At 45.9% G+C, this 16,179-nt stretch carries 15 protein-coding genes; 4 read left to right on the top strand and 11 right to left on the bottom strand.

All coding sequences use genetic code 11. The features are described 5' to 3' along the window. Positions 1-23: 23 nt before the first annotated feature. Positions 24-1,565, bottom strand: a complete 1,542-nt coding sequence (locus tag JRJ22_RS05180) for a M14 family metallopeptidase (RefSeq protein WP_206103531.1) — start codon at positions 1,563-1,565, stop codon at positions 24-26. Positions 1,566-1,780: 215 nt separating this feature from the next. On the opposite strand from JRJ22_RS05180, the gene JRJ22_RS05175 reads away from it, so the two are divergent. From JRJ22_RS05175 to JRJ22_RS05165, 3 genes are all read left to right on the top strand, one after another. Then, on the top strand, positions 1,781-2,263 hold the full coding sequence (locus JRJ22_RS05175) for a GNAT family N-acetyltransferase (protein ID WP_206103530.1): 483 nt from the start codon (positions 1,781-1,783) through the stop codon (positions 2,261-2,263). A 124-nt stretch (positions 2,264-2,387) separates the two neighbouring features. Further along, positions 2,388-2,684 carry a transposase gene (locus tag JRJ22_RS05170; RefSeq protein WP_090720361.1) on the top strand — a complete coding sequence of 99 codons (297 nt, stop codon included), beginning with the start codon at positions 2,388-2,390 and terminating at the stop codon, positions 2,682-2,684. Between the two features lie 8 nt (positions 2,685-2,692). Then, positions 2,693-3,574: an IS3 family transposase gene (locus JRJ22_RS05165; RefSeq protein ID WP_206103441.1), complete on the top strand. Its 882-nt coding sequence runs from the start codon at positions 2,693-2,695 to the stop codon at positions 3,572-3,574. Positions 3,575-3,649: 75 nt separating this feature from the next. Here the strand turns inward: JRJ22_RS05165 and ppnP are convergent, their stop codons facing one another. Then, entirely contained in the window at positions 3,650-3,967 is a 318-nt protein-coding gene (gene ppnP / locus JRJ22_RS05160; protein ID WP_054939276.1) for a pyrimidine/purine nucleoside phosphorylase, read from the bottom strand. A 34-nt stretch (positions 3,968-4,001) separates the two neighbouring features. Next, positions 4,002-6,050, bottom strand: coding sequence for a transketolase (gene tkt, locus JRJ22_RS05155; RefSeq protein ID WP_206103529.1), 2,049 nt, complete (start codon positions 6,048-6,050; stop codon positions 4,002-4,004). A gap of 307 nt (positions 6,051-6,357) precedes the next feature. Between tkt and JRJ22_RS05150 the strand changes: the two genes are divergently transcribed. Next, positions 6,358-6,996 carry a hypothetical protein gene (locus JRJ22_RS05150; RefSeq protein ID WP_206103528.1) on the top strand — a complete coding sequence of 213 codons (639 nt, stop codon included), beginning with the start codon at positions 6,358-6,360 and terminating at the stop codon, positions 6,994-6,996. A gap of 49 nt (positions 6,997-7,045) precedes the next feature. Here JRJ22_RS05150 and JRJ22_RS05145 read toward each other — a convergent pair whose 3' ends face one another. The 8 genes from JRJ22_RS05145 to JRJ22_RS05110 all read right to left on the bottom strand — a co-directional run bounded on the left by JRJ22_RS05145 (position 7,046) and on the right by JRJ22_RS05110 (position 16,178). After that, the gene (locus tag JRJ22_RS05145; RefSeq protein WP_206103527.1) at positions 7,046-10,837 is read right to left on the bottom strand and encodes a glycoside hydrolase family 78 protein; all 3,792 of its coding nucleotides are present in this window, start codon (positions 10,835-10,837) and stop codon (positions 7,046-7,048) included. Between the two features lie 59 nt (positions 10,838-10,896). Then, positions 10,897-13,158 (bottom strand): hypothetical protein, encoded by a 2,262-nt coding sequence (locus tag JRJ22_RS05140; RefSeq protein ID WP_206103526.1) that lies wholly within the window; start codon positions 13,156-13,158, stop codon positions 10,897-10,899. Beyond that, a complete protein-coding gene (locus JRJ22_RS05135; protein WP_206103525.1) occupies positions 13,155-13,784 on the bottom strand; it encodes a hypothetical protein in 630 nt (209 codons plus the stop codon). The genes JRJ22_RS05140 and JRJ22_RS05135 overlap by 4 nt, the downstream gene beginning before the upstream one ends. Positions 13,785-13,918: 134 nt before the next feature. Next, positions 13,919-14,416: a hypothetical protein gene (locus JRJ22_RS05130; RefSeq protein ID WP_206103524.1), complete on the bottom strand. Its 498-nt coding sequence runs from the start codon at positions 14,414-14,416 to the stop codon at positions 13,919-13,921. 19 nt (positions 14,417-14,435) lie between these two features. Further along, positions 14,436-14,816 carry a hypothetical protein gene (locus tag JRJ22_RS05125; RefSeq protein WP_206103523.1) on the bottom strand — a complete coding sequence of 127 codons (381 nt, stop codon included), beginning with the start codon at positions 14,814-14,816 and terminating at the stop codon, positions 14,436-14,438. 12 nt (positions 14,817-14,828) lie between these two features. Next, the gene (locus tag JRJ22_RS05120; protein ID WP_159067672.1) at positions 14,829-14,972 is read right to left on the bottom strand and encodes a hypothetical protein; all 144 of its coding nucleotides are present in this window, start codon (positions 14,970-14,972) and stop codon (positions 14,829-14,831) included. Continuing rightward, positions 14,969-15,193: a hypothetical protein gene (locus JRJ22_RS05115; RefSeq protein ID WP_206103522.1), complete on the bottom strand. Its 225-nt coding sequence runs from the start codon at positions 15,191-15,193 to the stop codon at positions 14,969-14,971. Before JRJ22_RS05115 ends, JRJ22_RS05120 begins: the two co-directional genes overlap by 4 nt. 112 nt (positions 15,194-15,305) lie before the next feature. Further along, complete coding sequence (locus JRJ22_RS05110) at positions 15,306-16,178, bottom strand: hypothetical protein (protein WP_206103521.1); 873 nt, start codon at positions 16,176-16,178, stop codon at positions 15,306-15,308. Position 16,179 lies beyond the last annotated feature (1 nt).

The raw sequence follows: 16,179 nt of genomic DNA, 5'->3' as shown, positions 1-16,179 counted from the left end.
CGATAGGATATGAATTTATATAATTACGGCGTGCTCACAGACTCTGGCACGATCTGTCCGGATACCTCCGGTTCACTTGGTACGGCTTGCCCAGGCTCGGTTGCCGTGTCTTGCTCAGTTTGTTTAACCGGCCAGATTAGCTCGGCCATTCTTCCGTCAATCCACCAGCTTCCGCTTGGAGTGGAGGCAAGCAGCCAGTTTCCCCATCTGCCGGTTACCTGAACAGTCTGCGGTTCCAGATTCGTAACTTTAGGAGCGTATCTATCCGGATATTTGTATGCCGGAGAACTCACCTTCAATTCAGCAGTTGCCATAACCTCCTCAACCACCGCCAGCTTTCCCGAAGCAGGATGAATCCAGCCGACGCCTTCACTCACCTGCACTTGATACCAGTCACCCTTCTTAGCGATAACATGGAGCCTTTGCGGCAGCAGATTGATGCCGCTGGCTGAAGCCCCTATCCGGGAATATAACTGAGTACCGGCCAGTAGATCCATAGACTGCTGCAGGTACTGGACCTTCTGCTTTTTCATCCATAAGGAGTAAGACTGCCCCGCGGAATATAGCCCCACCGTCCTGTTATTCTTCCAAATGCTTGCAAATTGGCTCAACGGAACCGATGTCTCACCAGCATATTGTGCAATTTCAATCGTAAATCCGGGGCGGCCAAACTCCTGGATGAACCAGTCCTTGTAGCCGCCGCCCGACGGGTTGTTCTCCGGTGCTACCAGCGAATAACCTGTCAGACTGCCAAGTGCCCGGGCCATCGTCCGGTCGCGGGACAAATTGCTGCCCAGTGTATTGAAATGCCAAAAAATGATTTCACCCGAGCTATGATAAGAGATCGTTACCTCCGGATCTATTCTGTATGTAAAATCCATCATAGTCTTTACTTCCGGCGCTTGTGCAGGCCTTTGTCCTTTATAATTCTGGTACCACGGATATGAGCCCGCATTCCTGATTGTGTTCCAGTTAGCCGGATATTGGCGGTTGAGGTCAACCCCCTGCATATTCGCCTTCCAGCGGGTGAAATTTGTACTATTGCCATTATAACGGCGCAGTGTCTGGGCCAGAGCTGCCGGGAGTCCGGCCGTGCCCTGCTGGGCCAGGGTAACCCCATCCGGATTGACCATCGGAACCAGCCAGATGCTTACTTCATCCAGAAGCTGGCGTACGTTGTAACCGGCAATAGCTGTATTGTTAGCGTAGGCCTGGGCGTATGTATCAATCATTTTCATCAGCACAGTAGTTGTCATCCACTCTCTTGCATGGTGTGAACCGTTAAGGAACAGCACGGATTCTCCTCTGCCCAGCTTTACAGCCCACAACTGGCGCCCGTAGGGACTCTGCCCCAGTGACTCCATTGAGACCAGGTCCGGATACGCCTTCACTAACCGTTCAATATCTCTCTGCATAATCGTATAGGAATAAACCTGATCAGGATTCACAATATTAGCCGCTGCCTCTGCAGGCCCAGCTACTCCTAGTAGAAATACCAGCAGTATACCACTCCAAAAGCTTAACAAAATCTTATGTACTCCCCTGCCAATCCGTGATGTTCCCATTCTTCTGCCTCCGCTTTATGTATTCGAGGATTCTAGCTTCTCTATCATTTAGTGGAAGTATATGAGAATGTTCCTGTCCCGTCAATATCTAGCAGGACTTCAATAGCCAGGGTACAGAAAGTGTTCATTAATAAGCTGCAGAAGCAGGTGTAGGGCGTATCTTTCGCGAATCCTATAACCCGAACATAATCCATAATATCCCAAGGAGGAATAAAGTGTTTACTATATTACTTGCTGATCTGCAGGATGCAGTCAGGCTGGCCGAAGTTCAGAAGCGGACATTCGATGCCGATGCCAGACAATTTCAGAATAAAGAAGAGGACGGACCACCAGGATATGACTCTGCTGAATGGCAGGCCGAGCAGATGAACAATAGGCATTATTACAAGCTGCTTGCTGATAACAATCTCATCGGAGGCATGATCGTTTTCCCGTCACCAGGAGCTGAAGAGTGCCATCTGGGCCGTATATTTATTGATCCACTGCATCAGAACCGCGGCTACGGTCAGGAGTGTTTCCGGTTCCTGTTTCAGACCTATCCCTCTGCAAAAAAATGGACACTGGACACACCTTCGTGGGCGGCCAGAAACCACTACTTCTATCAGAAGCTCGGCTTCGTCCGGACAGGAGAAACTCTGGATAGGGTGAACGGCGAAGCAATCATTGAATACGAACGGGCCAGCAAGCAGTCGGAGTAGAAATCTTTTTGCGTATATGAACAATTCCGGTATAAAAAAAAGCCCCGCAGTTTGATATGATCCCCCTATAGTAGACAGAAAAAAGCAAGCCGTTTAATCTGTCTACTATGGAGGGGATTTTTTTATGGGCGAAATGAGAAGAACGTACGATGAGAAGTTCAAGAAAAAGGCAGTGGACCTCTATCTCAAAAAGGGATTGGGGTATAAGAGTGTAGCGCGTGAAATGGGCATCAACGATTCCCTGGTGCGCCGATGGGTGAAGCACTTTGAGGCAGAGGGAGTAAAGGGCCTTGGAGAAAAAAGAGGGAAAGCAAAAGGGCCAGGAATGGGCAGACCCCGCACTCGTCCTGAAGATCCAGAGGCCAAGATTAAGCGCCTTGAGGCAGAAAATGAAATGCTAAAAAAGCTCTTACAGATGTGAAAGGAGGAATGGACGCTGTTCCGAGCAGCAAAAAGTTTGCAGTCATTAAGGAATTGCTTCATAAGAAATACAACCTTACCCTGCTATGTAATCTGGCTGGAGTATCTAGAAGTGGTTTTTACAAGTGGTTGAACCGGCAAACGTTCGTTTCACCCAAGCAACGCGAAGACGAAGCGATGAAGCTTAAAATTGTCGAATGCCACGAGAAGCTTAAAGGCATTTATGGATACCGCAGAGTGAAGGTATGGCTAAAGCGTACCTACGCCATTCATATGAATCACAAACGTGTACAGCGACTCATGGGCGAGCTAGGACTTCGAGCAGTTATTCGGAGGAAAAGACCTTACTATGGCAAGAAAGAGGCTTACGTGATCTCTGACAACCACCTGAATAGAGAGTTTACAGCAGAGCAGCCGAACCAAAAGTGGGTCACGGATATTACTTACCTTATCTTCGGTGGACAACGGTTGTACCTGTCTGCGATTAAAGATCTGTTTAACAATGAAATTATAGCGTACCAGATTAGCTCGCGGAATGATCTAAAGCTGGTGTTGGATACAGTCAAAAAGGCGAGAAAACGGCGGGATACCAAAGGTGTTCTTTTGCACAGCGACCAAGGATTTCAGTACACTAGCCGTCAATACAGTAAACTACTGGAGCGGTATGAGATAAAGGCAAGCATGTCCAGAAAGGGTAACTGCTGGGACAATGCTTGTATGGAGAACTTCTTCGGTCATTTTAAATCCGAATGTTTCTACCTCCACTCCTTTCACTCTGCAAAACAGGTGAGGCATGCTGTGCAGCAATATATCCGCTTTTACAACCATGCACGTTTCCAAACGAAACTAAACAACCTGAGTCCCTATGAATACCGAACTCAGGTTGCTTAAAATATTGCTTTTTATTTACTGTCTACTTGACAGGGGTCACTTCAGTTAAGCGGAGCTTCTTTTTTATACATTTAATTATAGAATCGGGTAAGAACAGCAATAATCAGTTAAAGCGAATACTTCCAGCGCAAATTTGGAGTTACCGGGAACGTGGAACGTTTCCGCTCCTTTAATTTCCTTCCACACATCTGTGCCGGGAAGCAGCACTTTCAGATCGCCGGATAAGATCTCCATTGTCTCCGGGCCATCCGTGCCGAATTCGTACACACCAGGCAGCATAATGCCGAGCGTCACCTTCGTACCATCCTCCAAAATAACTGTACGGCTGGTAACTTTTCCATCGTAATAAACATTCGCTGCTTTTTGAATTGTCGCGTTGGTAAACTGACTCATGTGCTTATTCTCCCCCTTGTCCTTATTCCGTCTATTATAGCAGTGCTTTTACGCGGCTGACTACATTTTCTACTGTGAAGCCGTATTCTTTCATTACGATATCGCCAGGCGCGGAAGCACCGAATGTAGTGATACCGAGAATGTCGCCCTGATCGCCTGTGTAACGCTCCCAGCCGAAGGTCTGTGCCATTTCAACTGCCAGACGGGCTTTAACTTCAGGCAGGATAACGGAATCGCGGTAAGCTTTGTCCTGTTTTTCGAACAGATCCCAGCTCGGCAAGCTGATAACACGTACATCAATACCTTCTTCAGCCAGCGCTGCTTGGGCTTTTACAGCCAGCTGCACTTCAGAACCGGTAGCAATGATCTGTGCCTGCGGAGTACCGTTCTTGGAATCGGAGACAACATATCCGCCGCGTTTGATGTTATCGCGTACGCCTTCAACAGTACCTGGCAGGATCGGCAGGTTCTGGCGGGTAAGCACCAGTGCCACAGGATTGGCAGTGTTCTCTACTGCATATGCCCAAGCCGCAGAAGTTTCATTGGCATCAGCTGGACGAATAACAGTCAGACCCGGGATAATGCGCAGGGAAGCCAATTGTTCGATAGGCTCATGGGTAGGACCGTCTTCGCCGACAGCGATACTGTCATGAGTAAGAACATAAGTTACCGGCAGCTTCATGATCGAAGCCAGACGGACAGCCGGACGCAGGTAATCGGTGAATACGAAGAAGGTACCGCCGAATACTTTGAGACCGCTGTGCAGGGCAATCCCGTTCATTGCTGCAGCCATACCGAATTCGCGTACGCCGAAGTAGATGTTGCGGCCGTCGTAGGAATCAGGTGTAAATTGAGTCAGACCATTCAGGTGAGTCATTGTTGAGCTTTCAAGGTCCGCGGAACCGCCCACCAGCTGAGGTACGCCGGCAGTCAGGCCGTTGAGTGCATGACCGGAAGCCACACGTGTGGATACTGCTTTGTCTTCTGCTTTGTAGAATGGAAGGTTTGCATCCCAGCCCGCTGGAAGCTCACCGCTGATGGCTGTTTCGAGCTGTGCAGCTAGCTCTGGATAGGCTTGTTTGTAAGCTGCGAATTTCTCATCCCATGCTTTGTTAGCCGCGATGCCTTTTTCTTTCACTTCAGCAAAACGCGCGCGCACTTCATCAGGTACATAGAAATCTTCTTCGTATACCCATTTGTAGAAGTCTTTAGTCAGCTTCGCTTCATCAGCACCCAGCGGGGAGCCGTGAGTACCGCCGTGGCCGCCTTTACCTTGCTTGTTCGGGCTGCCGTAGCCGATAACCGTCTTCACTTCAATCAGGGTTGGTTTGCTGCTGTCCGCTTGTGCTTCCGCAATCGCTTGGCCCAGAGCCGGAAGATCGTTGCCGTCTTCTACGCGCAGAACCTGCCAGCCGTAAGCTTCAAAGCGCTTCGCAACATTCTCAGAGAAAGCCAGGTTCAGCTTACCATCGAGCGAGATATCATTTGAATCGTACATAACAATCAGCTTGCCCAGCTTAAGGTGTCCTGCCAGGGAAGCAGACTCGGAAGAAATACCTTCCATAAGATCGCCGTCACCGCAGATTGCGTACGTATAGTGGTCAATTACATTGTAGTTGTCTTTATTATAAGTAGCGCCCAGCTGAGCTTCAGCCATTGCCATACCTACAGCCATACCGATACCTTGTCCAAGCGGACCAGTGGTAGCATCCACACCTGCAGTGTGGCCAAATTCAGGATGACCAGGAGTCAAGCTGCCCCATTGGCGGAATTGCTTCAATTCTTCCATCGGCAGATCGTAGCCGCTCAGGTGCAGCAAGCTGTACAGCAGCATGGAGCCATGTCCGGCGGACAATACAAAACGGTCACGGTTAACCCAAGTCGGATGATCCGGATTGTGATTCATAGTTTTGGCAAATAGTTGGTAACCCATTGGTGCGGAGCCCATCGGCATACCCGGGTGTCCGGAATTGGCTTTTTCAATTGCATCGATTGCCAAAGTACGGATGGTTGTGATCGCCAGGTTATCCACCGTCGAATTTTCTTCCTTATGGATCGCTTGTTCTTTTGCCTGTTCAGTCATTAAGATAATCCTCCTTGGAATCAAGAATGTCATTTTGACTATTATTGTATCACTAATGTGGAAGCATTTCCAATTGTTTTTGTAAAGATGAGGGGTGAACAGCTTATTTTTTGCGGCTTGAATCCAGTTTATACACTGGAACAGTCAAAAAAAGCGTAATTTAGAGGCAGTTACTTAGCCTTAAGTCTAGTTTCAGGTCAAGACTAAAGTTTGTTTTCCAAAGCAGGATTATACAGTAAGATGAAGGTAATTCATTAAGAAATTTTACCGGATTATCCAAAACTTCCAGCAGAAAGGATTTTATAATATGGGTACGGGCAAAAAAATCTATATTGTACTAACCGGAACGGGGACCGCCTTTAGCGGAATCATTAAATGGTTCACAAAAGCTGAACTGAATCATGCCTCGATTGCCTTTGACAGCGGACTGGACGAAGTATACAGCTTTGGCCGCAAAAAAGTGCATAATCCGTTCGTTGCCGGCCTTATCCGTGAAAACTTCATTCACCCCTTCTACAGCACAGCAGACTGTGCAATCTACCAGTTGAACGTCAGTGACGAAGAATATGAGGCCATGTACAACCATGTGCAAGGGATGATGGAGAACCAGGAGCGCTATAAATATCATCTGCTGGGTCTGATCGGAGTCCTGCTGAACGTCAAATTCGACCGGGAAGATGCTTATTTCTGCTCCCATTTTGTCGCCTCCGTATTTGAAGAGGCCGCGTTCAAGCCGGTGGCCAAGCCCTCTTGTTTCGTAACACCGGAAGATTTTGCAGAATCACTATGCGCCCATAAAATTTTCAGCGGCAAATTATCCTACTACTTGCACCTCACAAAAGGCAGCGCCTACATACCCTCACCCAAAACGCCCATATTTTCAACCTCAGCTCTGGGGGCCCGGATGCTTCAGGTAAGCGAAGAACGGACCGAGGGGATCGTCTAGCGATCAGCCCTCCGCCCGTTGCAGACCAGCTATAACAGCTCGGAAGAGATTATTTTATCCGGTGGCTCTGAAAATATTCACTCCAATCTCCCAGGATCGATACCGTCACAGTGTCCGTTTTAGTATTCCATTCGTTCCTTGCCGTAAAAGTAAATGTAACCGGCCCATCCGGCAGCTTCTCAAAAACGGGATCATACAGCTCACCCATCCATTGTGTTTTGTTGGCGTCCGTTGAATGCAGCACAGCTCTATAACCTCCGGTCATGGTCACTTCAACCGAATCCGGCAATCCTGCTGTGTTCGCCTGGAGGACAAAACGCTCCCCCGCCCAAAAGATATTATATCCCCGCGGACTCTCCGCCGTGCCGCTTTTGCCCATATTGTAAGTCTGACGGTTCACGTTCCATTCGGCCGTATGCCGTACTAATCCCTGTACCGTGAGTAAATTGACCATAAAATATTTCCGCGGGGTTACACTGCTCCAGCTAAAACCGTCATACACCTCAGCTTCAACTGCATATTTCTGGTTCTCCACTAATGCACCCGCTGGAATCTGCCACTGCTGTGCACTTGAAGTCTGCTCTCCTGACTGAACGGTAACAGCCCCCGTAGTTAAATTCATAATCCTCACTCTATACCGCTGCTGGACATCTCCATCGTCATCCTGATAATCCCACTTGATTACGGGAGTCAATGTGCTGACCACTGTGGGAGTGCTCTGGCTGGTACTGGACGGATAAGTAATGCTTGCGGTTGGAATGCGGTTTGCAACGTTGATATTCTGTACCAGCTCTCTCGATAGTCCCAGCGAGTCTGTTACAACCTGTCGCAGGGTGAAAATTCCGTTTGTGCTAAACTGCTTGGTAAAAGCACTCTGCGAGCTGGCCAGCTCTTCTGTTCCGCCAAAAGGCTTCAAATAGTATTTATAGCTGATGCTGTCGCCTTTGGCAGTGTCCGCATCCGTAGCAGTACCTTGAATCGTTAGCCTATCGGTGCGGTAGATCGGCACCTGAGCAGCGTTGCGGCCAGTATCGGTCATGAGCGTAAAGCCCGGCTGCGGGGGATTGTCGATGATGAAGGTTTTCTCGTTGGATACTTCGGACCAGGAATACATGGAGTACACTCGGCCTAGAACTGTAAATAATTTAAATTTTTCAAATGTACCGTTGGGTATTTGATACTGCCGTACCGCTCCAGTACCATCTGAATTCTCAATCGTTTTAGCAAGAATGCTATCTTTAGTATAAAATTCGAGCCTGTACTGTTCTTGAGGATCATTCTCCGGATCCACATATGTCCATTTGATAAGTGGATCACCAGTTATGCTCGCATCAATGATCGTTGGACTTGCCGCCGTACCGGCCGGAGCAGTCAAGGTCATAGCCGGTGCGAAGTTCTCGTTTACCGTCACCTTCAGGCTGGCAATATTTGATTTTGCTCCTATCTGATCTACCGCCCAATGCTCAATGGTATATACACCCGTATTGTAGAAGGTCACGTTGACTGATTTATTATTGTGCAATAGGGTAGCCTGTCCCTCACTGTCGATCACGCGCCAGTAATACTGCAAACTGCTGATATCCGCACTATCCAGATCCGATGCTCCAGATGTGTAAGTCTGGGTGGTATACTGAGTTGCCGCAGCCGGACCCGAAATATCAGTTGTAGGAACGTGATTCAAAATTTCAAATACCCGCGTTGCAAAGGCTTCTTGGCTTCCGTCGGATACATTCAGCCGCATTTCCCAGTCCTGTGAGATCGCCGCTTTGTCCGTGATTCCGAGCCCGCTAATCAGATTCCGGATAGCTACATTGTGGTTGCGATTGCTGCCGCCATAGATATAGCTGCTATTGCCTTTACGACCATACCATGTGTAGGAAAGTGCATCACCGTCCGCATCCGGATCTGGGGTTGTATTTTCCATCGTCACGACATCATCACGATATACTTGAGCTGGCATTGTAAATTGTGCAACCGGCTTGTTATTGATGACCGTAGCCCACTGAGAATAATAATTGGACCAGACTCCACGGTTATCTCTAACCCGCAAAATCACCTCGTAACTGCCGACGCCGTAATTCGTTAAGCTCGGAGGGGTAACATAAGATCCATTATTATAATAAACCTGCCCTCCATTTTTGCGGATGATCCACTCATAGGTATCCAGGTAATCGTTATCCGGATCATACGATTTATCTGTTATTGTTGTGCTTTTACGATAACTTACATGAATAGGATCAATAATAAAGTTGGCAACGGGAGGCAGGTTTGAGCCTGTACCCACTACTTGTGAAGCCCAGTCGCTATAAACGCCTATCCCTTGCGCTCCGTCCATGTCCCGTACCCGCAAACGTATTTCGTATGCGTCATTTGCCGGCCGGGAACTCAGCTGCCCATCGGTCCAGACCTCATCCCCTACCTTTCGCCATTGCCACTGGTGTTCGATAAGCCCCTTATTGGATGCAGTGGTGTGGTCAATGTCAAAGGAGTTGTCCGTTAATTGAATGGTGTTCCCGATCAGCCTGGCTGAGAAAAGAGCGGTGGGCTTCCGGTGAATCAAAAAAACAAGGCTGGATTGATTGTTACCGCTCCACAGCCGGAATTCATCGAAACGGTCATTTTTCGGATTGTCCCGGACCTGAACAATTGCATTATATAATCCGGAGTACGGAAATGAAGTATACATCGTTCCTCTCCATAGTCCTGAATCATAAATCGTGCCCATCGGATTATCAAAAAAGCTAGAATCTTGATCGTATCGGAATCGGACACTATACTGCGGATCAGATTCATAGTCTGAATAAGTGCTACCTATTTCAAATGGTGAATTGATTAAATAATAGTTTTTGTTCTTCAGCTTGTTTTTAACGTTGAAGTTAAACTGACCGCTTGCTTTTAGGTTAAACCTATCTACAACCGTAACGGTCCCCGTATAACTCCCAGGCTGCAGGGAATCGTTGATAGCATCTATAGGAACGGTAAACTGCTGCGAAGTATAGGAGTTATACACTTTTATTTTCCGGTAATACACATTAGGGATTTCAACGATTACATCTAATGTATCGTTATCCGGATCTTGTGCGTAGCCGGTAACATTAAATATGTTCTGCCCCTCTTCATTTTGAATCGTCAGATTATTTTGAGTAGTGAGGGATAAGCTCGGCGCACTATTGGTTATCAACGGAATTTTATGGTAGTCGTTTACGGCATAAGTAACATATTGTCCGTTATACAGCATATCAACCCATGAGGTACCGACCTCTAAAAATTTAGGATCTCCGCTTAAATAATGACCATAGTAATCTACAAAATTCATATCAAAAGAAAAGCTTTTACCCTCAGCGGTATAACTACTCTCTTCATATTCTATAGGCCTATCGTCAATAGAATTCCCTTCATGCCTACCATCCATTTCAAATTCATGATCTTTATTCACATACGGGCTAAACCCATAAACAGAATATTTTGTGTGTGCTGCATGGTCAGCCATAATGAACCATGTTGGACTATGATTTTCACGATATGTTTTTATGGTTGAAGTAAATGTAGTTATATCAAAAGAAAAATTCTTTGTTACTCTATTGTATTGAATGTTGGTAACCGAAAAGGCATCCCGATGAACGTAACTCTTAGCTTTAAAAGCATCATCTAAAAATCCGGAAGTTGGGGGCAATTCTGCATAGAGATCAGCTGCAGGCGCATAATAATCATTATATTTAACAACAGTTGTATCTAAAGCCAATGCAGATTGTGTACCAAAACCTCGTAATTCAAAAGGTAATAGCAGTAATAAACATAAAAGCACTTTGAGAATTCGTTTCCCTTTTTTGATCTTTACCACGTCCAATCACCCTCAGGTCCTCGATTTACTCGGATTAATTTCATTTGATCCTCCCTCATTTACAATGACCAATCCGATAATGGAGGACGATTCAGAACGGTAACGATTCGTTCAGCCACATTCTGGTTAGCAGTATCCGCTGACTTACGGTCATTTATTGAGACAAACTCATCTATTGTCGGTTGACCAAACTCTTCTTTCGTTGTTAGACGAATTTCGTAACGCCCTACTTCGGTTGGATAGAAATTAATTCGATCCAGATTACCGTTATTCATGAGCACCCATGCTTCCTCAGCATAGTTCCCATCGTTATCAGAATCATATCTATACTCCCACACTCGCTTTGCTAAATAATCATAGTCTGGAGAAATGGATAGGTCATCAATGGTTACACTTGCCTTGTTCCCGTTCGATGGATCCCGGTAAACAGTATTCGGCATGGAGATATAAGGTACAGGGGGTTGGTCAGGCTGGACGGTGAAAGTAATAGATTTCGTTGCCGAATAGCCCGCAGTATTTTCGACATACAGGGTGGCTTTATACTGCCCTGCGACTTTTATCAAAATGTCTGCATTGTCTGTCCCAGACAAGCTTCCACTGTACTTTATATCTGCATTTGTCCCTCCGGAAACTGCAGAAATCGTAAACTTTGTTTTGCCTGGAATCATCGGAAAATCGTCTGCAGCATTTTTGCTGGCATTGTGCAGTGTTATTTTACGATTTTCTTTTAATGTTCCAAGGATCTGCAACTTGGCAGCTGGCGCTGGGGCTATCACTTTAATATCGCGGGATGTCGTTGCTGTAAGGCCGTCGTTATCCACCACAGTAAGTGTGATAGTTTGAGTCGTATCAATGGAATCCAGGCCATAACGGGTATCACTCGATTTGCCGTATAAAGCATCTTGCACATTAGGATGCTGCCAGATATATTTCACAATCGTTCCATCCGGATCAAAGGAATCTGCTCCTGATACGATAAACTTTTCACCGGCTACAACTTGGTCTGGCATGGATATTCTGGCTTCAGGTGGTTTACCTGTTGAAGGTGGCGGCGTTGGATTAGGCCCACTCGAAGGCTTGGGTCCATTATATGTACTGGCACTTGAGCTCAGTGATTGCGTTAAGCTGCTTATGGGTCCATCGGGCATAATAATCGGTTTGGTGAAACGAACAGTAACCGTCAGGGCATACTCCTGTTTGAAGTTGGTAGCAGCGGCATTTTCCTTTTTAATGTAGAACGTGAATTCTTGTGTACTGCTTAGTTTTTTTACATAATCCTTTTTCACTTGTAGGGATGCGTCATTATTCGACTCCTTAGCGTAAAACACCCACTCCTGAATATTGGAAGTATCCGTATAGGCTGCCAAGGTTCCTTTTAATGAGATTACTACAGGTATATCGCTTCCTGTTGCTTCAGTCGGGTTAGGATTTGGTTTGATGAGATCTACTTCTCCTAGAAGGGTGGGCTCGGTGGGTAAGGAATAGTCGAAAGTTACTGTGCCACCATAGGAATAGGTGGGTATCTTGGCTGAAGAAGTGTAATAATACCAAACGTTCGCCTTATAGAACCTTCCCATTGCTGGATAAACTACTGGAGGATTGGCCGTGCTGGTTACATTGTCCCATCCTCCTTGATCATCAGCTGTAATTGGAATTTGATAGGCAATAACCAATTTGTTCCCTTTCGGGTATGCATTCGTTACCCATGCGTCAGTTTTCATTATTGTAACCAAGATTGAATTTTGATCAACGTACTTTTCGTCAACGGATTCCATACTCAACGTTTTCCAGAAACGCCCTTCGGTTGACTGATTACCAGCCGCATTTACTGTAACTTTTGGGACCCTTTCTGAAGGATAGGTGAAGTCTGGTGCGGGTAGATCCTTTTTAGTCATCGTATCCGTGCTTGGGCTGTAATCATTTATCTGCCATGTACGACCATCAGCATATCGCCAAATGCTATTGCCGATTTTAGATTCAAATGGGTATTGTCCACTATACAGACCTTTTACTTGAACCGTTTTGCTTGCTTCGACACCTTTCAAACTAAGTTTAATTTTACCATTACTGATCTGTAATGAATTCACAGCATTCGTGCCATTATACTTTAGAGTGCTCAGGTTTATCGATGAAGCATTTACACCTAATGGCAAGTCTAGTGTAAATGCTTTTGCACTGTTATCATCTCCAACAAGTCCATATGAAATGGGGACAGAGACTGTCCCCGTTCGGTTATTTGATCCTATAGCTGAAGCCACATGGATATTCAAAATTGAAAAGATAAGCATACTAGCAAGGAGTAAAACTCCTACCTTCCTCATTTGCCTACACCGTCCGGATCTACAAGATTGAGGGTCTTAGTATTATTTTGATTTATAACCGTAACAAAAAAATGTCTTGGTTTAACTTCTACGTAATAGGCTTCATAAGTGCTAATAGATTGATTTGGTTTAAGTACAAAATTACCGAGGGCTTCTTTGCTATTGTATGGATAGTTTGGATCTCCAGGAGATAGGAAATATCCATAACCATTGTTCAGGACATGATCGACTGAAACTACCCACTTTGAACTGAGGTCATACATATCTCTACGAATGGTCCGGGATGTTTTATTAGTTATCGTAAATTTCGTCCAGATTAAATATTTTGCCTTTGGGTACATATTAAGCGGCAGGAACTTATATGTTTTCCAAATAGTCTGCGCATCTTTCGAGTTAACATCATAAATCATTACCTTATGCAAGGTGTAAGAAAGTCCATCGGCATCGATCGTAGCCGGCAAACCTTGCGTTTTTTCCATACCATACTTAAAAAAGTTGTCGGTCATAGCAGGGGTTTTTGTAGCAGCTGCTGCTGCAACATGATTGTTTTGAGCAGTACCGCCTAATGTTAAAAGCTGTCCAACTAGCATTGCCGCAACAGATATTCTAAGAATCATTTTATTCATTATTTTTTCTCCCCTTAATAGTGTTATAGATTTTTTGTGAGCGGATATTTAAATTCACTTTGATTGGTACCTTCCAACCGAAAATAGTGACCTATAATCTCTTAACAAAAAGAGCTTACCATTCCGATTACGGATTAATCATTCATCTTATACTCCTGTACTGCCGGTACGATAATAGCCTCTTGAACCTTCGCGCGCGAGATCAGGACGGGATGCTTCGTCTCAATCACGGCAATGACGGAAGGCCCTTGTATGTATTTGGTGATGCCGTAAGTACTATCCTCATAGAGAAGCGGAAAAGTTACTCCGGTGGAATCATCCACGATATCAAATTTCACAATCTTCACACGGGTTTGCAGTCTGCTGCCGACCATTGGCGACAAGCCGTCGTCAAGTCCCAGATTACGCTGAAGCGACTCTATGAAGGTGGCATAAGCTTCAGCGGGATCGATGATAAGCCGGCCTTGCGCTCTTGCGCTTTCGTTAAGCTCCTGTGAGGCATCATGGACAGCAATGTTATTGGCATCCTTTAACATGCTGCGCAGCATGTCCCACTCCTGATTTTGAATTTGAAAAAACCAGGAGTAGACAAAGATCAGGAGCACAAAAGCGAGTTTGATAACATAATCCATAGTTTAGTTCATCCCTTAATTAGTCGAGATACTCGCTCATGATCGAACCGTGTCCGTAATAACTTGTCGGCTGTGACATGCCGGAGAAATTATAAGGAAACAGATTTAAGCGGGGCGCGGTGATATATACATCAATCCGCTGCTTGCGCTCCTGCACGCTTTCCGTACTGCTTGAGATTACAATTGAAGCTTCGGGAAAACCCACCGCCTTCAGGTTAGCAATCACCTCACTTTTCATCGATGCTGTTACCATCCCTTCTGTAGCCGCTTTTTGCGTAATGTAGGATGTATTGGCTTTGACCTGCAAATCAAGCAAATAGTCGATATAAGTAAAGATAGGCTGCAGGATGATGAACAAAACAAGCCACATAAATAATGCCCGGAGGACGGTTTCTTTCACCCCTACTCCCCCTTAGTACTGCTCCACTTGCTTGGTATGCGCGATAATATCATCCTGACTTCCGCCAATGATATTTGTGGCCGCCCCGATAAAAATACCGGCAATCACAAACCCGATAGCCAAAAACATAGCGATAGAGATCGAGTCTTTTTTCATACCGTTTTAGACCATAAAACTGGAGAAGCTTGTACTGCAGGGGTTTGATCGAGATCTGTGGGCAAAATCATAGCTGCACTTACACCTGGAATAGTTGGTCTGTTGTCATCCGCATCATTGATCACATCACGTACCACAGGAATCAGGATGGCGATGACAATAGCAACACAGAGGAATCCGATAGCGATAAACAAACCCGTAGAAATAGCGTCTTTTTTCATTGTTAATATCTCCCTTTTAATTTTATATTTTTAATAGATGCTTGAATATAACAAAAACCTCATTTGATGCAATTCCAAGGAATTGAACCTTTTTTGCAGACTCAGCAACTCCTCATTGAAACATCCCCACTCCATTAAAGTTTCCTTTAATCAGCATGATGTACTGCATAGCTAGCGAAACAATCATCAGAAAGGTGGCGATGGACGGGATTACGTTAATGATCGTCGAGACGTCGCCGATGAAGGACCACTTTTTCAGATATTGGTCGCTGGAGATTTTGGTGATAATCTTGCCCTGCTCCCGCAAATAATTGGCCGCTTCGGTATCATCATCCATCCCTTCGGTTGCCAGCAGAATCGAACGGATATCGTTAATAAAGACATGTCCGGCCGGGAAATTCCCGCAAAACCATTCGATTGCCCGCTCCGTACCTTCATCCACCGCCCGCTCGGAGAGTTCATACAAATCCTGCCGGATATAATGAAAATGGCTTGCTGTCCCTGCGCAAAAAGAACCAAACTGTACATACCCGCGCTTACGCAGCCGGTTGTTTTCATATAGCCGGATGAAGGAGATGAGCTCACCGTCTTTTTGAATCAGTGTCTTCTGATGCAGCCAGGACAGCAGCCAGCCAAACGGCAGATACCGCTTAGGACTGCTGATGATTAGAATGAGCATAGGAATCAGCAAATCGGTCGTTGAAAAAGGCAGTTCACGGATGAATTCGCTCACCGCCTGAACTGCTACATAAATCAGCGCTGCCGAATAGCGGAAAAGTGTGATTTTGCCTGCGGATATGGAAAGGCCGGCGGATTGCAGCAGCTGCTGCAGCCGTTCGTTCTGCACTTTTTCCCCAAGCGCTTTCCACTTTACTCCAAGCCTAAGGGCATAACGCTCCTGCTTACTGCTGCTGCTCACAAAAACCAGCAATGCGAGATAGACCACTCCACAGACAGCAAGTAAAAGCAATAACCGATCCATCATT

Origin of the sequence: Paenibacillus tianjinensis (assembly GCF_017086365.1) — a bacterium.
Classification (GTDB): Bacteria; Bacillota; Bacilli; order Paenibacillales; family Paenibacillaceae; genus Paenibacillus_AQ; species Paenibacillus_AQ tianjinensis.
The sequence above is the reverse complement of the archived record's forward strand: the minus strand, read 5'-3'. Positions and strand labels throughout refer to the sequence as shown.

Coding starts and splice junctions, on each gene's coding strand:
- JRJ22_RS05180 (WP_206103531.1), bottom strand. CDS start 1,565: ATGGGAACATCACGGATTGGCAGGGGAGTACATAAGATTTTGTTAAGC.
- JRJ22_RS05170 (WP_090720361.1), top strand. CDS start 2,388: ATGGGCGAAATGAGAAGAACGTACGATGAGAAGTTCAAGAAAAAGGCA.
- JRJ22_RS05165 (WP_206103441.1), top strand. CDS start 2,693: ATGGACGCTGTTCCGAGCAGCAAAAAGTTTGCAGTCATTAAGGAATTG.
- ppnP (WP_054939276.1), bottom strand. CDS start 3,967: ATGAGTCAGTTTACCAACGCGACAATTCAAAAAGCAGCGAATGTTTAT.
- tkt (WP_206103529.1), bottom strand. CDS start 6,050: ATGACTGAACAGGCAAAAGAACAAGCGATCCATAAGGAAGAAAATTCG.
- JRJ22_RS05150 (WP_206103528.1), top strand. CDS start 6,358: ATGGGTACGGGCAAAAAAATCTATATTGTACTAACCGGAACGGGGACC.
- JRJ22_RS05140 (WP_206103526.1), bottom strand. CDS start 13,158: ATGAGGAAGGTAGGAGTTTTACTCCTTGCTAGTATGCTTATCTTTTCA.
- JRJ22_RS05135 (WP_206103525.1), bottom strand. CDS start 13,784: ATGAATAAAATGATTCTTAGAATATCTGTTGCGGCAATGCTAGTTGGA.
- JRJ22_RS05130 (WP_206103524.1), bottom strand. CDS start 14,416: ATGGATTATGTTATCAAACTCGCTTTTGTGCTCCTGATCTTTGTCTAC.
- JRJ22_RS05120 (WP_159067672.1), bottom strand. CDS start 14,972: ATGAAAAAAGACTCGATCTCTATCGCTATGTTTTTGGCTATCGGGTTT.
- JRJ22_RS05115 (WP_206103522.1), bottom strand. CDS start 15,193: ATGAAAAAAGACGCTATTTCTACGGGTTTGTTTATCGCTATCGGATTC.
- JRJ22_RS05110 (WP_206103521.1), bottom strand. CDS start 16,178: ATGATGGATCGGTTATTGCTTTTACTTGCTGTCTGTGGAGTGGTCTAT.